This is a genomic window from Paenarthrobacter sp. NPDC090520 (genome assembly GCF_044769205.1).
In the GTDB taxonomy this organism is placed as follows: Bacteria; Actinomycetota; Actinomycetes; order Actinomycetales; family Micrococcaceae; genus Arthrobacter.
On record NZ_JBIVXM010000016.1, the window covers coordinates 40,010 to 58,310 of the forward strand.

An 18,301-nucleotide genomic window follows, 5' to 3' on the forward strand; every position below is an offset into this window, starting at 1 on the left:
CCCTTCCGGCGTCTGTGGCGGACCCTGCGCTGCCGCCAGGCCGCCGCCGCGCCACTAGACCGCCGCGGAGGCCACCCCGGGGGCCAGGAACCGCTTGCCGTTCACTCTTTCCGAGGCGCCCACGCGGTCCAGGTACGGCGTGATCCCGCCCAGGAACATCGGCCAGCCGGCGCCCATGATCATGCAAAGATCGATGTCTTCCGGTCCAGCAACCACACCCTCGGTGAGCATCAGCCCGATCTCTTCCGCCAGCGCATCCTGCGTCCGGCGCAGGACGTCTGCGCCGGTGGACGGGGTGCTTCCAAAGGAAAGGATGGCGAGGGTCTCCGCGGGGATGGCGGGCGTTCCGGCGGCGTCCGGAACCCACAACGTGGTGATCCCGTTGTCGATCAGCTTCTGCAGGTTCTGGGACACGGGGAACCGGTCGCCGAAAGCTGCATGGAGCGATTCCTGGACGTGCTGGGCGACGGGGAGGCCCACCATGGCGCTCAGGGTGAACGGTGTCATGGGCAGGCCCATGGGGCGCAGTGCGGTGTCTGCCACATCGGCAGGTGTGCCTTCGTCGAAGGCTGCGATGACTTCGCCCATGAGGCGGAGGAGGACACGGTTCACCACGAAGGCAGCCGCGTCCTTTACCAGTACCGCAGTCTTCTTCAGGCCCTTGGCGAGCTCGAAGGCCGTTGCCAGGACGGCGTCGTCCGTTGCGGGGGCTTTGACGATTTCCAGGAGCGGCATGACGGCCACGGGGTTGAAGAAATGGAATCCCACAAGGCGTTCCGGATGCTGAAGGTCCTCCGCCATGGCGGTGACGGACAACGAAGAGGTGTTCGTGGCCAGGATGCATTCGGGGGAAACGATGGCTTCCACTTCGGCGAAGACCTGCTTCTTGACGTTCAGTTCCTCGAACACGGCCTCGATCACGAAGTCGGCGTCACTGAAGGCTGCTTTCGAGACCGAACCGGTGACCAGCGCCTTGGTGCGGTTGGCGGCGTCGGGCTTGATGCGCTTCTTGGCCAGCAGTTTATCCACTTCGGCGTGCACGTAGGCCACGCCTTTGTCCACGCGGGCCTGGTCGATATCCGTCATGACCACGGGCACCTTGAGTTGCCGGGCGAAGAGGAGGGCAAGTTGGCTCGCCATGAGGCCGGCGCCCACTACGCCCACCTTCGTGACGGGCCGGGCAAGTTTCCGGTCGGGAGCGCCTGCCGGGCGCTTTGACCTCTTCTGGACGAGGTCAAGGAAGGCATAGACGGTGGAACGGAACTCATCCGTCTGCATCAGGTACGCCAGCGTTTCGCACTCAAGGGCGGCCGATTCGGATTGGCTCATGGTCCGGTTGGCTTCCATGATGTCCAGGACCTTTGCCGGTGCCGGGGAAGCGTTGGAGGTCTTGGACTCCACGAACGCCCGTCCTGCCTCCACTGCGGAGGCCCAACGGCCGGCCACGGCTTCTTCGGAAGGGTCGATGGCGTTCTTCCGCACGGGTGTGGTGTGGCCGGTGATAACGCTCGCAGCCCATGCGAGGGACTGCTCCAGGAAATCGGCCGGTTCGAACATGGCATCGGCGATTCCCAGCTCGAAAGCCTGGGGTCCGGTCAAGGTGCGGTTGTTGCTCAGTGGGTTTTCTATCATCACCTTGACGGCGTTCTCCGGACCGATCAGGCGGGGGAGGATGTAGACGCCACCCCAGCCGGGAACCAGTCCGAGGAAAGCTTCGGGCAGGGCCAGTGCGCCTGCTCCGGTTGACACCGTCCGGTAGTTCGACTGCAGCGCGATTTCCAGACCGCCGCCCAAGGCCAGGCCGTTGATGAACGCGAAGCTCGGCACCCCGAGGTTGGCCAGGGTCGCATAGACATCGTGGCCCAGTTGCGCCATCCAGAGGCCGTGGTCCTGTTCCTTGAGGTTCTTCACTGCCGAGAGGTCCGCGCCCGCCACAAGGAAGTAGGGTTTGCCGGTGACGCCAACGCCCACGATCTCGCCGCGGCCGGCGCGTTCCCGGAGTGCCTCCAGGACGTTGCCGAGCTCCACCAGGGTGTTGGGGCCCAGCGTGGTGGGCTTGGAGTGGTCCATCCCGTTGTCCAAGGTGACGAGGGCAAAGGTTCCGGCACCACCGGGCAGAGCGATGTCCTGCACGTAGGAGTGTGTCACTACCTCGTCCGGGAACAGGGCGGCTAGTTTCCGGAAGTCGTTGGCGCTCATGCGGCGGCTCCTTCTGTGGTGTGCGTGCTGGTTCCGTAGTCGGCGTGGTGCGGATTCTCCCAAATGACAGTGGCTCCCATGCCGAGGCCGATGCACATGGTGGTGATGCCGAACCGCACCGATGGATCTTCTTCGAACTGGCGTGCCAACTGGTTCATGAGGCGGACTCCCGAGGAGGCCAGGGGATGCCCGACGGCGATCGCCCCGCCATAGCGGTTGACGCGGGGATCGTCGTCCGCGATCCCGAAATGATCCAGGAAGCTCAGGACCTGGACGGCGAAGGCCTCGTTGATTTCGAACAGCCCGATGTCGTCGATGCCAAGTCCGGCGTTCTTGAGGGCCTTTTCGGTGGCCGGAACGGGTCCGATGCCCATCACTTCCGGCTCGACCCCTGCGAATGCGTAGGAGACCAACCGCATCTTGACCGGCAGGCCGAGCTCTTCGGCAGTGTCGGAGGCGGCGAGCAGCGCGGCGGTGGCGCCATCGTTCAATCCGGCGGCGTTGCCGGCGGTGACCCGGCCGTGGGAACGGAACGGTGTCCGCAGCCCGGCCAGATCCTCAACAGTGGTGCCTGGACGCGGTGGCTCGTCCACAGTGTGGAGGGACCAGCCTTGGCCGGGCTTGAGGGTGGCCACGGGCACCAGGTCGCCCTGGATCTGTTCCTTGCCGTAGGCTGCGGCCAGCTTGGCCTGCGAGGCGGCCGCATAGGCATCCGTCCGGTCCTTGGTGATCGCGGGAAAGCGGTCGTGCAGGTTCTCAGCTGTGTTGCCCATGTTGAGCGCTGCCGGATCCACCAGCCGTTCGGACATGAACCGGGGGTTGGGATCGGCTCCGGCGCCCATGGGGTGGTTGCCCATGTGCTCCACGCCACCGGCGATGACGACGTCGTACGCGCCAAAACCAATGCCGCTCGCCGTCGTCGTGACTGCGGTCATGGCGCCCGCGCACATGCGGTCGATCGCGAAGCCCGGAACCGTTCGCGGAAGCCCCGCGAGGAGGGCGGCGGTGCGGCCGATGGTCAGGCCTTGGTCTCCGGTCTGGGTAGTAGCCGCGATGGCTACCTCGTCAACACGGCCGGCCGGGAGGGAGGGGTTGCGGCGGAGCAACTCCCGGATGCATTTCACCACGAGGTCGTCGGCGCGCGTTCCGGCATAGATGCCCTTCTCTCCGGCCTTGCCGAAGGGCGTGCGGACGCCGTCCACGAAGACGACGTCGCGGATGTTCCGTGTAGCGGTGCGGGTGGGACTCATGCGGTACTCCTCATCGAGACATGGTGCCGGGACCGCGGGGCGGTTACCGGGTGGCATTGCTGCTATGTTACTCATCAGTAACTTAGCATGCAAGGCTGGGAAAACGCAGGAGGCCCGCTTCCGAACCGGGGTTCGGAAGCGGGCCTCCCTTTGGCATGGAGTCAGGATGCGTCCTTGGTTTTTGGCTCCTTGGGTGGAAGCGGCTGCGGGTTGAGGCAGGCCTCGGCCAGGATGGGCGCGGTCAGGGCGATCTGCCACTCGCGTGCACCCAGTGTCCGCAATTCCGTGGACACTGTTTCGAGTGAGGCATCCGACGGCGGCCGCCACATGACGCGGCGGAGGTAGTCCGGGGTGAGCAGGTTCTCGACGGGCAGCTTCAGCGTGTCCGCTTTTGCCTGCAGGGCTGGCCTGGCCGTGGCCAGGCGTGCTGCGGCTTCGGGATCCCGGTCAACCCAGACACGCGGGGGTGGCGGAGCATTGGTGGGCAGGTGCAGGGGCGGCAAATCGGTCAGGGTGCGTGCTGCACTGATGCAGCGCAGCCATCTGGGGGCCTCGCGCTGTGCGGACCTGCCGTGGAAGCCCTTGGTGGCCAGCAACTGGGGAACCGTGGTGGGCAGGGCTTTGGCTGCGGCAACCAATGCGGAATCGGGGATGAGGCGGCCGGGGGCAACATCGCGTTTGCGCGCCAATTGGTCCCTTTCCAGCCAGAGTTCCCTGACCGCGGCCAGTTGACGTCGGTCGCGGATCTGGTGGAGGCCTGAGGTCTTGCGCCAGGGATCCACCCGCGGCGGGGCGATGCCTGCGGCGAGGATTCCGGCGAACTCCTGCTCGGCGAAGTCGAGCTTACCGTCGGCTTCGAGGAGTTCGATCAATTCCTCCCGGAGTTCGGCGAGGACTTCCACGTCGAGGGCCGCGTACCGCAGCCACGGCTCAGGGAGGGGCCGGGTGGACCAGTCTGCCGCAGAGTGTTCCTTGGCCAGGCCGAAGCCAAGCAATTGCTCGATGACTGCGGCGAGTCCTACGCGGGGGAGTCCCGCCAGACGGGCGGCCAATTCGGTATCGAACAGCTTGTCCGGCCACATCCCCAGTTCAGACAGGCACGGCAAGTCCTGTGTGGCCGCGTGGAGGATCCACTCAACACCGCGGAGGGCGTCGTTGACGATGTCCAGGTTGTCGAAGGGTTCGGGGTCGATGAGCCAGGTTCCGGCTCCTTCCCGGCGGATCTGCACCAGGAAGGCGCGCTGGCCGTAGCGGAAACCGGACGCCCGTTCTGCATCGACGCCGGCCGGTCCGGTCCCTGCCGCGATGGCAGCTGCGCAGCGCTCCAGGCCGGACGGGGTGTCAATGACCAACGGCACGCCCTCTCGAGGCGTGTCCAGCTCAATGACAACAGGTACGTGGCCGTCGAAGCCTTCAACCTTGATGTGTGTTGTGGGATCAGCAACCGGGTCGCCGGCAGTGGTTTTTTCCAGGTTTTCAGGGGTCATGATTGCTTAAGCTTACCGATACCCGCCGGAGACGGCCGGGACAGGGGTGGCGGCAGGGGTCAATTGAGCCTCCTGTTGGGCAGGCCGGTCACCCCGGGAGGCAAGGGGGGAAGGCCTGCGAAGGTACAAACCATGTCCGACCACGCTTCCAGGTGAGCCTGGACGTTGGAGTTTGCGGGCGTCCAGGACGCCCTGAGTTCTATGTCGATGGTGTCCGGGCGTTCGGCCAGGGTGCCGAAGCTTTCCGACAGGATGCGGGTGGCAGTGCCGCCCGCCGCCCGGTATGGTGCGGCGTGGTTCTCAAGGGCTTCAACCAGCCAGGTCCAGGCGACCGAGCCCAACATCGCGTCATTGCCCATTTCCGCATCCATCTGGGCGCGGATGTAGGTAACGATCCGGAACTCGCCTTCCCAGACCGCAGAGCCGTCCGGATCATGGAGCAGGATGAAGCGGCCGGTAGCCAGTTCGTCGTCTTCGTCGTCAGACGGGCTCCCGCCGGTGTTGTCGACGAAGGCCTTGGCGGCTGGTCCGTGGACGGGGACGCGGCGCGTGGCGGCGGTGGGCCGGAAGACCTCTGCGCCAAGGGCAACGGCATACGGCGCCAACCGGGCGGGAGCGGGGATCTCGTCCAGCCGCAATTCGCTGCGGCACTGTGCTTTTCGAAGCGTTCCCAAGGCAAAGAGAAAATCCGCGGGAACCTGTGCGAGGGCGTTCACCATCGCAGATTATGTGCCCGGGGCGGCGATCCTGTGCAGGCTCGCCGCCCCGGAATACGGCATTATCCGGCGGCCAGCTCCCGTTTGATGGCAGAGACGAACGCGTCGATGTCATCTTCGGTGGTGTCGAAAGAGCACATCCACCTCACCTCGCGCCGGGCTGCGTCCCAGTCGTAGAAGGCAAACGAGGTTCGGAGCCGGTCCGCAACGCCTTCCGGAAGGACAGCAAAGACGCCGTTCGACTGGGTCTCCTGGGTGGGCTCCACGCCGTCAATGCTGTTGATGGCGGTACGCAAACGCGACGCCATGGCGTTCGCGTGGCCGGCGGAGCGCAGCCAGAGTCCGTCCTCCAGCAGGGCGATGAACTGAGCGGAGATAAAGCGCATCTTCGAGGCCAGTTGCATGTTCATTTTGCGCAGGTACTTCAGGCCGTGCGCAGCATCCGGGTTCAAGGCAACCACCACTTCGCCGAACAGCAGGCCGTTCTTGGTCCCGCCGAAGGACAGGATGTCTACACCGGCATCGCGGGTAAACGCGCGCAGGGGGACACCCAGGTGCGCCGCCGCATTCGCCAGCCGGGCGCCGTCCATGTGCAGTTTCATGCCCTTGGCGTGGGCATGGTCGGCGATGGCGCGGACTTCCTCCGGGGAGTAGCAGGTACCCAGTTCCGTGGTCTGCGTGATGGAAACGGCCAATGGCTGTGCCCGGTGTTCGTCACCCCAGCCCCAAGCTTCGCGGTCAATGAGCTCCGGGGTGAGCTTGCCGTCGGGGGTAGGAACATGGAGGAGCTTCATGCCGCCGATGCGTTCGGGCGCACCGTTTTCGTCCATGTTGATGTGCGCCGTTGACGCACACACCACGGCTCCCCAGCGGGGCAGGAGCGATTGCAGGGACAGGACGTTGGCGCCCGTGCCGTTAAAGACCGGGAAACATTCAATGCCGGGACCGAACTGCTGTTCCATGACCTCCTGCAGGCGGGCAGTGTAAACGTCCTCGCCGTAGGAAACCTGGTGTCCGCCGTTGGCTCCTGCCAAGGCCGTGAGGATTTCGGGGTGGACGCCGGAGTAGTTGTCCGATGCGAATCCGCGGACCGCGGGGTTGTGCAGCCGGCCGTTATCCGTTGTGCTGCCTGCGGAGTGGATAGCTTCTGTTGTGCTCGTCACTTGTTCATTCACGCTTTCAAGTCTATTTCGCCAGGAGGATCCGTTGGCCGTTCAGGGAGTCGGCGGGCTGGTCAAAGAGCCCGACGGCGGCGGTCGCCAGGTCTTCGACGTCGGTATAGCCGGGAAACTCCCGGCCGGGATTGGCACGCCGCATGCCGGCGTCCACGAGGGATTTCACCACGAAGACCACCGCTGCGCTCCGTTGCTCCGCCGGGCCGGTGCCGTCGCCTTGTTGGTCCCGCGCGAACCCTTCCGCAACCGCCAGGGTCCACGCCTCGGCCGCTGCCTTGGCTGCGGCGTAACTTGCCGTTGCCGCGGTGGGAGCTGCCGCCGTCGTCGATGACACCATGGCAAACCGCCCGGTGGGTGAGGATGCCAGCTGCCGGTAGAAGACGCGGGAGACGTTGCGCACGGTGGTGATGGCGCTGGATTCCAGGTCCGCCCAATCGTCGTCGCCCTGGTCTTCGATGCCGGTGGCGCTCCGCCAGCCTCCCACCAGGTGGATGAGTCCATCCACACGTTCCACGCCCAGTCCGCGAAGGGTCGCGTCAAGCTCGCGGACGGCCGCCAAACTCGCCAGGTCGCATGTCAGCGGCGTTACGCCGTGTCCGGCGTCGTGGGCGGCCGCGCCGATCCTGGCGGAGTCTGAGCCGACAGTGAATACCTTGTGGCCGGCGGCCGCCAACGCCCGCGCGGTGGCTACACCCGAAGCGCTGCTACCGCCGGTCACAAGGACTGTCAGTGGTGGCATCAGGCCGCCATCGCACCTGTGATGCCGGTGGTGGACTCGATGACGGGGCGCATCTTCTTCTCCAGTGCCTCGTAGAACATGGACAGCGGGAATTCGTCGTCGAGGACCTGGTCGGTCAGTGCCCGCGGCGGTCCGGCGAGGGGGAGCGCGTCGGGGCCCTTGGCCCATACCGAGGCTGGGTGCGGGGTGACGGTCTCGGAGATGAGCTGGTAGGCGGCAATCCAGTGTGCGGCCTTCGGCCGGTCGATGGAGCGCCAGTACAGGTCCTCGATGCGGGCACCCAGTTCAACCACGACGGCGGCAGCTTCCTCCCAGTCGATGCTGAGTTTGCTGTCGGTCCAGTGGAGCACGCGGTGCTGGTGCATCCACGCAAACAGCAGCTGGCCGCCCAGGCCGTCGTAGTTCCGGACGCGGTTGCCGGTGATGGCGAACCGGAAGATCCGGTCAAAGATCACTGCGTACTGGACCAGCTTCGCGTGCTTGCGTGCGTCCGCGTCGGCCTCTTCGTCCTTTTCGATCCGGACCGCTTCGCGGAAGGCGGTCAGGTCGCAGCGGAGTTCCTCGAGGGAGTAGAGGAAGAAGGGCATCCGCTGCTTGATCATGAACGGATCGAACGGCAGGTCGCCGCGCATGTGGGTGCGGTCGTGGATGAGGTCCCACATGACAAAGGTTCGCTGGGTCAGCTCCTGGTCTTCGAGGAGCTGGGCGGCGTCCTCAGGCAGTTCCAGGGAGGTGGTTGCGGCAGCTGCCTTCAGGACGCGCCGGAAACGGGCCGCTTCGCGGTCGGCAAAAATGGCACCCCACGTGAACGTCGGGGTCTCCCGGACTGCGACCGTTTCCGGGAAGAGTACGGCGGAGTTGGTGTCGTAACCGGCGGTGAAATCGACGAACCGGATCGGTACGAAGAGCTTGTTGGAGTACTCGCCGGCTTCCAGGCCGCCAATGAACTCCGGCCAGATGACCTCGATCAGGACGGCCTCCACCAGACGGTTGGTGCTGCCGTTCTGGGTGTACATGGGGAACACCACCAGGTGCTGCAGGCCGTCGATGCGCTGCTGCTGCGGCTGGAAGGCCTGGAGCGAGTCGAGGAAGTCCGGAACGCCGAAGCCGTCCTTGGCCCAGCGTGCGAAGTCGGCAACGAGGAGCTCCAGGTAGAGGGCGTCGTGCGGGAAGCTGGGTGCCAGATTGGTGATTGCCTCGGTGAGGGCGGCCACGAGGGCAGCAGCTTCGGCGTGGACCGCGGGATCGGCGATGGAACCGTCCTGCTCCTGGTACGACTGGAGGGCCGTGGCAGCGGCCTTGAGTGCTTTCCAGTCCGCGTTGTCGGCAGTGACAAGCGGAAGGGTGGAGGTAGCGATGGTTGTCATGGAACTCAGCCCTTTCGAAGTAGGTAATGCTTCTGAGGCGAGCGTAGCAACGGGAGAAGCATCGCTTATTCAAAATCGGGTGGAGCATAAGAGATACTGTTGCAAAACGTAGACGGTGGACCCTCAAGCTCCAGCGGAAGCCACTGAAAGGTGCGGGCTCCCGACCGGAGCCCGCACCGGAGCGATCAGGAGGCGTCGGTCTCCACCAGGCGAAGCGAAATTGAATTGATGCAGAACCGCTGGTCGGTGGGGGTGTCATAGCCTTCGCCCTCAAAGACGTGGCCAAGATGGGAATCGCAGTTGGCGCACCGCACCTCGATGCGTTCCATGCCAAGGGTCCGGTCGTGCAAATAGCGGACAGTTCCCTCGGCCAGCGGCGCCCAGAAGGAGGGCCAGCCACAGTGGGAATCAAATTTCTCGCCGCTGGTAAACAGTTGGGCGCCACAGGCACGGCACTGGTAGACGCCCTTTGTGTGGGTGTCCCAGTACTCGCCCGTGTAGGGACGCTCGGTTCCGGCCTGCCGCAGCACACGGTACTCGTCAGGGGTCAGTTCCTCGCGCCACTGGGCATCGGACTTCTCCACGGGCGCGCTGGTGTTCTCAGATGACGTCATGTCTTATGCAACGCTCACGAGTCGCCGATAAATCCCGAACCGGCATACAGATGCAGCACCGGGAGTCCCAGCTGGTCCTGGGCCTTGTTGGCCCAGTCCGTATGGAAAGTGTCGGCAATGGCATGCGGACGGGTGACCACTACCGCCTGGGCGGCCTCAAGGGACCTTACCTTGGACACCAGGCCGGCCACGGCACCGCCGTCCACGATCTCGCCGGTGACGCCGCTGCCCAAGCCGGCGAGGGCAGCCAACGACGTTGCCAGCGCCTCCGAAGCCTCCGCCCGCTCAACCTGCGGGTCCGGCGACTTCGCGCCAAGTTCCTTGAACGCCTTGGCGATATCAAGCAATGAAAGGTTCTCCAGGAAGTCCACCAGGAGATGCCGCTCAGTGTTGGCCGGAACCAGGACGACGATCGGCGCGTCGCCGTCGTCGAGCAGTTTGGCAATGTTCGCACGGTCGTCGTGCCCCAGGGGCTCTTCTGTCAGGATGACGATGGGATCGCTCATGGCTACAGCGTAGACCCGCCGAACTCCACACCGCAGGCTTTTGACCAGCAATTCTCCTCCGCCCGACGCAGGCGTGTGCGCACCAGGGCGACCGAGCAGAGAGAATGGAGCCATGGCATCGAAGAACACGCCAGCGGGCGACTCTGCAGACTCCACCCTCTCCCTTCGCGCCAAATGGGCCATCGCGGGAATCCTCACCGGAGGGTCCCTCGCGGCCTTGGTGGGAGCAGGGTCTTCGGCGCTCGCGGTCTATTTCGCGCGCCGGGTCATTACGCCGGCGGCACGTAACGAGGACCAGGAGGTCCTGGCGGTGATCCGGGGGGACAAGGGGCCACAGGTTATCCTCGCCGCCACGCCGGACACGACGATCGACGGCGTCTTCAGCCTCTTCTTCGACGGCGGCAGGGGGCATGCCAGGATCGGCAGGATCGTGTCCTATTCGCCGGCCGAGCAGACCGTGCTCCGCGAGGTGGAGCAGGTCTACAGTGGAGACCTTTCCGGGGCAAGGCGCGGTTGGTGGAGCGGTGCCGTCTATCCTGACCCGGCAGCGATCGGGCTGGCTGCCGAGGACGTGGACATTGCAGTGGACGGCGGCAAGGCTCCGGCCTGGCTGGTCAGGGCGGACGCGGCGGCACCCGCGAAAGTCTGGGCGATCATGGTGCATGGCCGGGGTGCCAACCGGCTTGAGGGACTGCGGGCGGTGCGGACGGCCAAGGCATTGGGCCTGGACAGCCTGCTGGTTTCCTACCGGAACGACGGCCTGGCGCCCTCCGCCCTGGACGGCAGGTACGGCCTTGGCTCTACGGAATGGCGCGATGTGGAAGCCGCGATCGAGTACGCCCTGGAACATGGGGCCGAAGAAGTGGTTCTGTTTGGATGGTCAATGGGCGGAGCCATCAGCCTTCAGGCAGCAGACCTTGCCAAGCACAGGCACCTGATCCGTGCGCTGGTGCTCGATGCCCCGGTCATCAACTGGGTCAATGTCATGGCCCACCACGCCGAGATGAACAAGATTCCCTACAACGTGGGCAGGTACGGTCAGCTGATGCTCACCCATCCGCTGGGACGCAGACTGACCGGCCTCGCCGCACCCGTTGACCTCAAAGCGATGGACTGGGAAGCCAGGGCAGTTGAGCTGCGAACGCCCACACTGGTGATCCACAGCGTCGACGACGATTATGTGCCCTTTGAACCCTCAGCGAGCCTGGCGGAGAAGAACCCGGAAATGGTGACGTTCGAACCCTTCCACGGGGCGCGCCACACCAAGGAATGGAACGTCGACCCGGGCAAGTGGGAACGCCTTGTCGCGTCCTGGCTGCAACGGCAACTGGCTCCCCGCAACAACCCGGGAGACCCCGCACCGCGGCCGGGATCGGGGGACCTCAGTTCTTGACGGTACCGATCCTTGCCGTGACGGCTTGGGTCAGGCGGACGAGGTCGGCCGGAGACAGTTCAAGGTCCAGGCCGCGGCGGCCACCTGAAACGAGGATCGTGTCGAAGGCGAACGCCGACTCATCCAGCACCGTGGGGGAAGGCTGGCGCTGCCCCAAGGGGGAGATCCCACCGAGGACATAGCCCGTGCGACGCTCGGCGGCCTTGGGATCGGCCATGGCGGCTTTCTTGGAGCCGAGCGCACCCGCCACGGCCTTGAGGTCCAGGTTGCCGGACACGGGAACGATGCCCACAGCGAGCCGGCCTTCGACTTCCACCATGAGCGTCTTGAAGACCCTGGCAGGGTCCATGCCCAGGACTTCCGCGGCTTCCAGCCCGTAGCTGGCGGCCGAGGGATCGTGGGCGTAGGGGTGCGCAACGAAAGGAACGCCGGCCGCAGTCAAAGCTGCTGTGGCCGGCGTTCCCTGTGAAGCCGTTTTCTTGGCCATGGCCTAGCGTTCCAGCCTGCTGGCCGCTGCCACTTTCCGCTTGATGCGTCCCAGCATGGCCGTCATTCCGCGCATGCGCAGGGGAGTGATGGCCCGGGTCAATCCCAGCAGTTCCGGCATGTCGTCCGGAACCGCAAGGATCTCTTGTGCCGTCAGGCCATCGAGTCCCTCATGCAGGACACCGGCGAACCCACGCGTAGTGGGAGCCTCCGGTGGTGCCTTGAAGAACAACCGGTAGGCACGGGCACCAGCCGGGTCCGTCCCGTTTTTCTCGGACTCGATGGTCAGGAACAGCGGGGACTGGCACTCGACAACCTGCTCCAGCAATTCCGGATGGTTGGTGAGGCGCTCCGGCAGTTCCGGCAGTCCACGGGAAAACTCAAGCAGCAACTGCAGGCGCTCCGGCTCGGACAGTGCCTGGAAGTCATCGACGATTTCCGCCAACGCGGCGGGCAAAGTGTTGGTACTCATCACTTCCAGCTTACGCACTGCTCCGCCGGATGACGCGCTAGTTACGGACCAGGGCTGCAGGAACAGAACCGCGTTCCGCGCCCTTGACGATCGGAACGCGGACCGCGTTGCCCCATTCGGTCCAGGAACCGTCGTAGTTGCGTACGGAGTCGAAGCCCAGCAAGTACTTCAGTGCGAACCAGGTGTGGCTGGAGCGTTCACCGATGCGGCAGTAGGCCACGACGTCGTCGCCCGCCTGCAGTCCGGCGTCGCCGAGGTAAAGGGCTTCGAGCTCTTCACGGGTGCGGTAGGTGCCGTCCTCGGCTGCTGCCTTGGCCCAGGGAACGGATGCGGCAGTGGGGATGTGGCCGCCACGGAGGGCGCCTTCCTCGGGGTACGCGGGCATGTGGGTGCGCTGGCCCGTGTACTCCTCGGGGGAGCGGACATCGATCAGCGGGCTGCCGAGGTGGGCCAGGACGTCTTCCTTGAAGGCGCGGATGGGGGCGTCGTTGCGCTCGATTTCCGGGTAGCTTCCGGCAGCCGGGGCAGGGACGTCGGTGGTGAGTTCGCGGCCCTCGGCGATCCACTTGTCGCGGCCACCGTCGAGGAGGCGCACGTCCTCGTGGCCGAACAGTGTGAAGACCCACAGGGCATACGCGGCCCACCAGTTGGACTTGTCGCCGTAGATAACCACCGTGCTGTCGCGGGAGATGCCCTTGGCGGCAACCAACGCCGCGAACGCTGCGCCGTCCACGTAGTCGCGGGTGACTTCATCATTCAAGTCGGTGTGCCAGTCGATCTTGACGGCGCCGGGGATGTGCCCGGTTTCGTACAGGAGGACGTCCTCATCGGACTCCACGACCACCAGCTTGCCGTCGGCGAGGGCGCCCTCTGCCAGTGCTGCGGCGAGCCATTCGGTGGATACGAGTCGTTCGGGGTTCGCGTAAGCGGCGAACTTTTCGTTCTGTTCAACGGGGTAGGACATGCTGGTGGCCTTTCACTGACATTGGACGGAGCCAGGCACTTCGATGGTGCTGCACTTGCCTGCCCGGCTTGCTCCCAACACTAACCACGGGCCGCAGCCAATGCTTCCCGGCTGTTCACATGGTGAAACATGGCTTTGGTCACGTGCCCGTTCGTGGAGCCCCCGATGCCGGTATTCTTGCTGGGGACCCACAACCTGAAGAACGGACCACCGTGGTACAGATCGAACAATTGGCTGCCCGCACACCGGCAGTCTCAGTGGAAGAGCTCCTTAAAGGGTTCTACCCCTCTCCGCGGTTCGGCGAGGTTTCGTTCGACAGCTACCGACCGGACCCTTCGCAGCCCAGCCAGGCCAACGCGGTCAAGCTGCTCTCGGCATTTGCCGACAGCGTCGGAGCCGATGACAACGGCGGGCTCTTCAAGAAGTTGTTTGCCAAGAAAGCTGCCACCCGGGCTGGAATCTACCTCGACGGCGGCTTCGGTGTGGGCAAGACCCACCTTTTGGCCTCCTTGTGGCACAGGTCCCCGGGTCCGAAGGCTTTTGGTACGTTCGTTGAGTACACCAACCTGGTTGGCGCGTTGTCCTTCCGGAAGACGGTGGAGGCGCTCAGCAGCTACAAACTGGTGTGCATTGACGAATTCGAACTGGACGACCCCGGTGACACCGTCCTGATGTCCCGCCTCATGCGGGAACTGGCCGACGCCGGCGTGAAGCTCGCTGCTACGTCCAACACGCTGCCGGGTTCCCTGGGTGAAGGCCGTTTCGCGGCTGTTGACTTCCAGCGGGAAATCCAGGTCCTCGCCGACCAATTCGATGTGGTGAGGATCGATGGCGAAGACTTCAGGCACCGCGGCCTGCCCGCCGCTCCTGCGCCACTCAAGACCGAAGAACTCAAGCACCGCATGCAGGCAGAGTTCGACGGCAAGACCGTGGCGGTGGACGATTTCCGCACCTTGGTGGACCACCTCGCCGGCGTGCACCCGAGCCGCTACCGCCAGTTGATTTCCGGGATCGAGGCCGTGGTCTGGCGGGATGTGGAAACAATTACGGAGCAGGCCGTCGCCCTGCGGTTCGTTGTCCTTGCCGACCGCCTGTATGACAAGGATGTGCCCATCCTCGCCAGCGGTGTCCCGTTCGACAAGCTCTTCACCGAAGAAATGATGGGTGGCGGCTACATGAAGAAGTACTTCCGGGCGGTCTCCAGGTTGACCGCGCTGGCCCGTGAGGGGCAGAACCACGAGCCCGCCTGATCCCTCAGGACCTGACTCAAAATGACCGCCCGGGCTTTGCCCGGGCGGTCATTTCATTGGCCACCGTTACCGCGGTTGCAGTGGTTCCCTTGACTTCAGCAACAAGCGGATGAGGATGCCGCCGGCCAACGCCCAGAAAGCCGCACCGATTCCGGCGAAGCTGAGCCCGGAGGCAGCGAGGAGGAAGGTCACCGATGCGGGAATGCGGTCTTCGGCAACGGCCAGTGCCGAAGAGATGGAGGAGGCCAGGGTGCCGAGCAGTGCCAGGCCCGCAACCGCCTCGAGGAGGCCCGAAGGCGCGGCGGCCACCACCGTGACAAGGGCCGCGGAAAAGACTGCCAGAAGCAGATAGGCCACGCCGGAGGTGAAGGCGGCGATCCAGCGCCTGCCCTGGTCCCGTCCGGCTTCCTCCCCAGCCGCCAAGGCGGCACTGAGGGCAGCAAGGTTGATGGCGTGGCCGCCAAAGGGCGCACCCACAAGTGTTCCGGCTCCCGTCACCAGCATGGACGGCCGCCACGGGGTGGTGAATCCAAACGACTTCAGGACCGCAACGCCGGGAATGTTCTGCGACGCCATGGTGACGATGAACAGAGGCAGGGCAATGCCGACTGCGGCTTCCACCGTGAAAGCCGGTGTGGTCCATTCAAGCCGTGGCATCAGTGAATCGAGGGGGAGTTGGACGCCATTCAACCCCATATGGATGCCGATGACCCCCAGTGCCACGAGCAGGGAAGCAGGGACCGCCCAGCGTGCCGCGAACTTCATCATCAGCAACCAGCACAGCGCCACGGGGCCAACCAGGAGGGGAGCGGAGCCCAGTGATTTGAACGGGGCAAGGCACAACGGGAGCAGGACGCCGGCAAGCATGGCCTGGGCGAGGGTTGTGGGAATCCTGGTCATCAGCCGTCCGAGCACGGGAAGCAGGCCTGTCAGGAGGATCAGCACCCCGACGACCAGGAAGGCTCCTACTGCCGCGGGCCAGCCGCCGTCGACCATTCCTGCAGAGGCGAGGAGCGCCGCGCCAGGGGTGGACCACGCAAGGGTTATGGGGAGCCTGGACCGCCACGACAGCCATAGGATGCCAAGTCCAAAGGTCAGGGTCAGCGCCAGGAGGCCACTGGAGGCCTGCTCTTGGTTGGCGCCCACAGCGCGCAGGCCTGCGAGGACCACGGCGAAGGAGGAGGTGAATCCGACCAGCGCCGTCACGATGCCGGCGGAAAGGGGTGGGCCGAGTCCCTCTTTGCTGGTGGGGCGTTGGACCGCTGAAGAGGGTGAAGGCATACTCTCCAAACTACCCGAGGGCCTGCCCTGGTGCGGTTCGTTAAACGCCAAGGGCACCGGCGGCGCCTCTCGGCGGGACCGGTGCCCCCTTGACGTATCTGGTGTGGCGGCTCAGGCAGCTATGGCTGCTTTGGCTCATCCGCGACGGGAGCCTGTCCGGCGTCCCCATCTGACTTGGCCACGAAATCGGAAGCGGCGTTCTGGACAGCATCGACCTGGTTGGCGAACTTGCCGCCGGTCTTTTCGTCGATGAAGTCTCCGGCCTTTTCGATGCCATTCTGGATGGCTTCTTCGTTGCCCTGAATGAGACCCTGAGCCTTGCCCTTCAGGTCGTCAATTAATCCCACGGGCACCTCCTTTCCGTCGCGGAGCCAGTTCGCTCCTCCGAGAGTGACCCTAACACCAGTCGGCGGGGGTGCCAAGGATCCGGTAGTCCGCTACGCCAAGGGCTTACTGGACTCCAGATGACGTGGACTGTCCGGGTTCATCAAGGAGTGCTTTTTGCCGTAGAAGAAGTAGATGATCAAACCGATGATGAGCCATGCGCCGAAGCGGAGCCACGTCTGCCAGTGCAGTTGGGCCATCAGGAAGGCCGACGCCAAGACACCGAACGCGGGGACCACGGGCATGAGGGGAAGCCGGAAGGTCCGGGGTGCATTGGGTTTGGTGTAGCGGAAGACGATCACCGAGACACAGACCACCACGAAGGCCGCAAGGATGCCGATGTTGGTCAGGTCCGCGACTTCCTTGATGGGGAAGACCCCGGCAAGGAAGGCTGAACCGATGCCGGCGATCCAGGTGACGCGCTGCGGGGTACCGTGTTTGTCCGTCTTTGCGAACCAACCCGGCAGGAGCCCGTCCCGGCTCATGGAGAACCAGACGCGCGTGACGCCCAGAAGGAACGTGAGCATTACCGTGAGGATGGAAAGGACGGCGAACACCGAGATGATCGTGGCGATCACGGGCAGGCCTACTCCTGCGAAGGCCGAAGCGAAGCCGGCCTTGGGATCGATGTCCTTGTAATTCTGCATTCCTGTCAGCACCAGGGTGGCGGCCACGTAGAGCAACATGGCGATGATCAGTGACAGCACGATTGCCTTGGGCATGTGCTTCTTGCCATCCTTGGCTTCCTCGGCGGCCGTACTCATGGCGTCGTAGCCGAACACGGCGAAGAAGACCGTGGCTGCGCCGGCCAGGACCGGACCGAAGCCGCTGGGCATGAACGGGTTGAAGTTCTCGGTGTTGATGTAGAAGATGCCCAGTCCAATGATGAACAGGATCAGGACCACCTTGATGGCTACCGCCACGAGTTCAAAACGGCCGAAGGCCTTGGTTCCCCGGCTGAGGATCCAGGTGACCAGGAGGCACACGAGGATGGCGGGCAGGTTGATGACGCCGCCTTTGCCTTCATCCGCAGTGGAAGTCATCCACGTGGGCATGTGAATGCCAATGCCTGACAGGAAGGCGTCGAAGTAGCCGGAGATGCCGATGGCGACGACGGCAACGATCGCGATGTACTCCAGCAGGAGGTCCCAGCCAATGAACCAGCCGATGATCTCCCCGAGGGCGACGTACCCGTAGGTGTAGGCAGAACCGGCCCGCGGAATCATTCCCGCGAATTCGGCGTAGGACAGTGCGGCCGCACCGGAGGCGAGGCCGGCCACCAGGAAGGAAATGAGTACCGCCGGGCCCACGCCGGGGTTGTTGGCGTCACCATGGGCCACCAGCCCTGCCAGCGAAAGGATGCCGACGCCGATGATTCCGCCAACGCCGATGGCCGTCAGCTGCCAGAGGCCAAGACTCTTGAAGAGTCCGCTGTGCTTGCTTTCTTCTTCGATGTCGTCGATCGGCTTACGCCTCAGGACCGACTGCGAAGCGGTCTGTTGATTCATGGGTACTCCTGCCAAGGGGCGATTGGTGATGAGTTCGCAGTACATTATGCGAGACCAATCACATTGGATAAAGCGATTTTTTCTTAGCCTTATAGATTAAGTGGGCTGATGAATTGCGGCCCCATAACCCCGCTTGGCTGGATGAGGGCATAAAAAAAGCAGCTCCGAGGAGCTGCTTTTCCGTGGAGCGGACGACGAGATTCGAACTCGCGACATCCACCTTGGCAAGGTGGTGCTCTACCAGCTGAGCTACGTCCGCACATGTTGTTTGCCTGGTTGCTACCGGGCTTCCAACAACAAACAAGTTGCCTTGTTTTGGTGGGCGATACTGGGATCGAACCAGTGACCTCTTCCGTGTCAGGGAAGCGCGCTACCGCTGCGCCAATCGCCCGTTGCCGGGTCCTTTGATAAGGAGAGCGGACGACGAGATTCGAACTCGCGACATCCACCTTGGCAAGGTGGTGCTCTACCAGCTGAGCTACGTCCGCACATGTTGTTTGCCTGGTTGCT

Annotated in this window: 17 protein-coding genes and 3 tRNA genes; 2 read left to right on the forward strand and 18 right to left on the reverse strand. The window is 64.4% G+C overall.

All coding sequences use genetic code 11. The features are described from left to right. Nucleotides 1-54 precede the first annotated feature (54 nt). The 9 genes from ACIQTZ_RS17665 to ACIQTZ_RS17705 all read right to left on the reverse strand — a co-directional run bounded on the left by ACIQTZ_RS17665 (nt 55) and on the right by ACIQTZ_RS17705 (nt 10,053). A complete protein-coding gene (locus tag ACIQTZ_RS17665) occupies nt 55-2,199 on the reverse strand; it encodes a 3-hydroxyacyl-CoA dehydrogenase NAD-binding domain-containing protein (protein WP_402982579.1) in 2,145 nt (714 codons plus the stop codon). Continuing rightward, entirely contained in the window at nt 2,196-3,449 is a 1,254-nt protein-coding gene (locus tag ACIQTZ_RS17670; protein ID WP_402982581.1) for a thiolase family protein, read from the reverse strand. The genes ACIQTZ_RS17665 and ACIQTZ_RS17670 overlap by 4 nt, the downstream gene beginning before the upstream one ends. Nucleotides 3,450-3,610: 161 nt before the next feature. Further along, the gene (locus ACIQTZ_RS17675; protein ID WP_402982583.1) at nt 3,611-4,936 is read right to left on the reverse strand and encodes an HRDC domain-containing protein; all 1,326 of its coding nucleotides are present in this window, start codon (nt 4,934-4,936) and stop codon (nt 3,611-3,613) included. A 59-nt stretch (nt 4,937-4,995) separates the two neighbouring features. Continuing rightward, nucleotides 4,996-5,655: a DUF3000 domain-containing protein gene (locus tag ACIQTZ_RS17680; RefSeq protein ID WP_400334517.1), complete on the reverse strand. Its 660-nt coding sequence runs from the start codon at nt 5,653-5,655 to the stop codon at nt 4,996-4,998. 59 nt (nt 5,656-5,714) lie between these two features. Beyond that, nucleotides 5,715-6,794 carry a threonine aldolase family protein gene (locus ACIQTZ_RS17685; protein WP_402982643.1) on the reverse strand — a complete coding sequence of 360 codons (1,080 nt, stop codon included), beginning with the start codon at nt 6,792-6,794 and terminating at the stop codon, nt 5,715-5,717. A 43-nt stretch (nt 6,795-6,837) separates the two neighbouring features. Beyond that, a complete protein-coding gene (locus ACIQTZ_RS17690) occupies nt 6,838-7,566 on the reverse strand; it encodes an SDR family NAD(P)-dependent oxidoreductase (RefSeq protein WP_402982584.1) in 729 nt (242 codons plus the stop codon). Further along, the gene (locus ACIQTZ_RS17695; RefSeq protein ID WP_402945895.1) at nt 7,566-8,933 is read right to left on the reverse strand and encodes a DUF6421 family protein; all 1,368 of its coding nucleotides are present in this window, start codon (nt 8,931-8,933) and stop codon (nt 7,566-7,568) included. Before ACIQTZ_RS17695 ends, ACIQTZ_RS17690 begins: the two co-directional genes overlap by 1 nt. 185 nt (nt 8,934-9,118) lie before the next feature. Continuing rightward, nucleotides 9,119-9,547: a peptide-methionine (R)-S-oxide reductase MsrB gene (msrB, locus tag ACIQTZ_RS17700; RefSeq protein WP_400334509.1), complete on the reverse strand. Its 429-nt coding sequence runs from the start codon at nt 9,545-9,547 to the stop codon at nt 9,119-9,121. Between the two features lie 14 nt (nt 9,548-9,561). Continuing rightward, entirely contained in the window at nt 9,562-10,053 is a 492-nt protein-coding gene (locus ACIQTZ_RS17705; RefSeq protein ID WP_400334507.1) for a hypothetical protein, read from the reverse strand. Between the two features lie 112 nt (nt 10,054-10,165). Between ACIQTZ_RS17705 and ACIQTZ_RS17710 the strand changes: the two genes are divergently transcribed. Then, entirely contained in the window at nt 10,166-11,446 is a 1,281-nt protein-coding gene (locus ACIQTZ_RS17710; RefSeq protein ID WP_402945897.1) for an alpha/beta hydrolase family protein, read from the forward strand. On the opposite strand, the gene ybaK is transcribed toward ACIQTZ_RS17710, so the two are convergent. From ybaK to ACIQTZ_RS17725, 3 genes are read right to left on the reverse strand one after another with little or no spacing between them, the layout of a single operon-like run. Beyond that, nucleotides 11,436-11,933, reverse strand: coding sequence for a Cys-tRNA(Pro) deacylase (gene ybaK, locus ACIQTZ_RS17715; protein WP_402982586.1), 498 nt, complete (start codon nt 11,931-11,933; stop codon nt 11,436-11,438). The genes ACIQTZ_RS17710 and ybaK overlap by 11 nt on opposite strands. Nucleotides 11,934-11,936: 3 nt before the next feature. Next, nucleotides 11,937-12,404, reverse strand: coding sequence for a SufE family protein (locus ACIQTZ_RS17720; protein WP_400334501.1), 468 nt, complete (start codon nt 12,402-12,404; stop codon nt 11,937-11,939). Between the two features lie 37 nt (nt 12,405-12,441). Then, a complete protein-coding gene (locus tag ACIQTZ_RS17725; RefSeq protein WP_402945901.1) occupies nt 12,442-13,368 on the reverse strand; it encodes a sulfurtransferase in 927 nt (308 codons plus the stop codon). A 212-nt stretch (nt 13,369-13,580) separates the two neighbouring features. Here ACIQTZ_RS17725 and zapE point away from each other — a divergent pair, with 212 nt between their 5' ends. Continuing rightward, nucleotides 13,581-14,618, forward strand: coding sequence for a cell division protein ZapE (zapE, locus tag ACIQTZ_RS17730; protein WP_400334745.1), 1,038 nt, complete (start codon nt 13,581-13,583; stop codon nt 14,616-14,618). A 66-nt stretch (nt 14,619-14,684) separates the two neighbouring features. Here zapE and ACIQTZ_RS17735 read toward each other — a convergent pair whose 3' ends face one another. The 6 genes from ACIQTZ_RS17735 to ACIQTZ_RS17760 form a co-directional block, all read right to left on the reverse strand. Continuing rightward, entirely contained in the window at nt 14,685-15,899 is a 1,215-nt protein-coding gene (locus ACIQTZ_RS17735) for a benzoate/H(+) symporter BenE family transporter (protein WP_402945902.1), read from the reverse strand. A 119-nt stretch (nt 15,900-16,018) separates the two neighbouring features. After that, entirely contained in the window at nt 16,019-16,252 is a 234-nt protein-coding gene (locus ACIQTZ_RS17740) for an antitoxin (RefSeq protein WP_402945904.1), read from the reverse strand. Nucleotides 16,253-16,336: 84 nt separating this feature from the next. After that, the gene (locus ACIQTZ_RS17745; RefSeq protein ID WP_402982588.1) at nt 16,337-17,791 is read right to left on the reverse strand and encodes an amino acid permease; all 1,455 of its coding nucleotides are present in this window, start codon (nt 17,789-17,791) and stop codon (nt 16,337-16,339) included. Between the two features lie 183 nt (nt 17,792-17,974). Further along, nucleotides 17,975-18,050: transfer RNA gene (locus tag ACIQTZ_RS17750), tRNA-Gly, on the reverse strand. A gap of 57 nt (nt 18,051-18,107) precedes the next feature. Beyond that, a tRNA-Val gene (locus tag ACIQTZ_RS17755) sits at nt 18,108-18,182 on the reverse strand. Between the two features lie 24 nt (nt 18,183-18,206). After that, nucleotides 18,207-18,279: transfer RNA gene (locus tag ACIQTZ_RS17760), tRNA-Gly, on the reverse strand. Nucleotides 18,280-18,301: the final 22 nt, after the last annotated feature.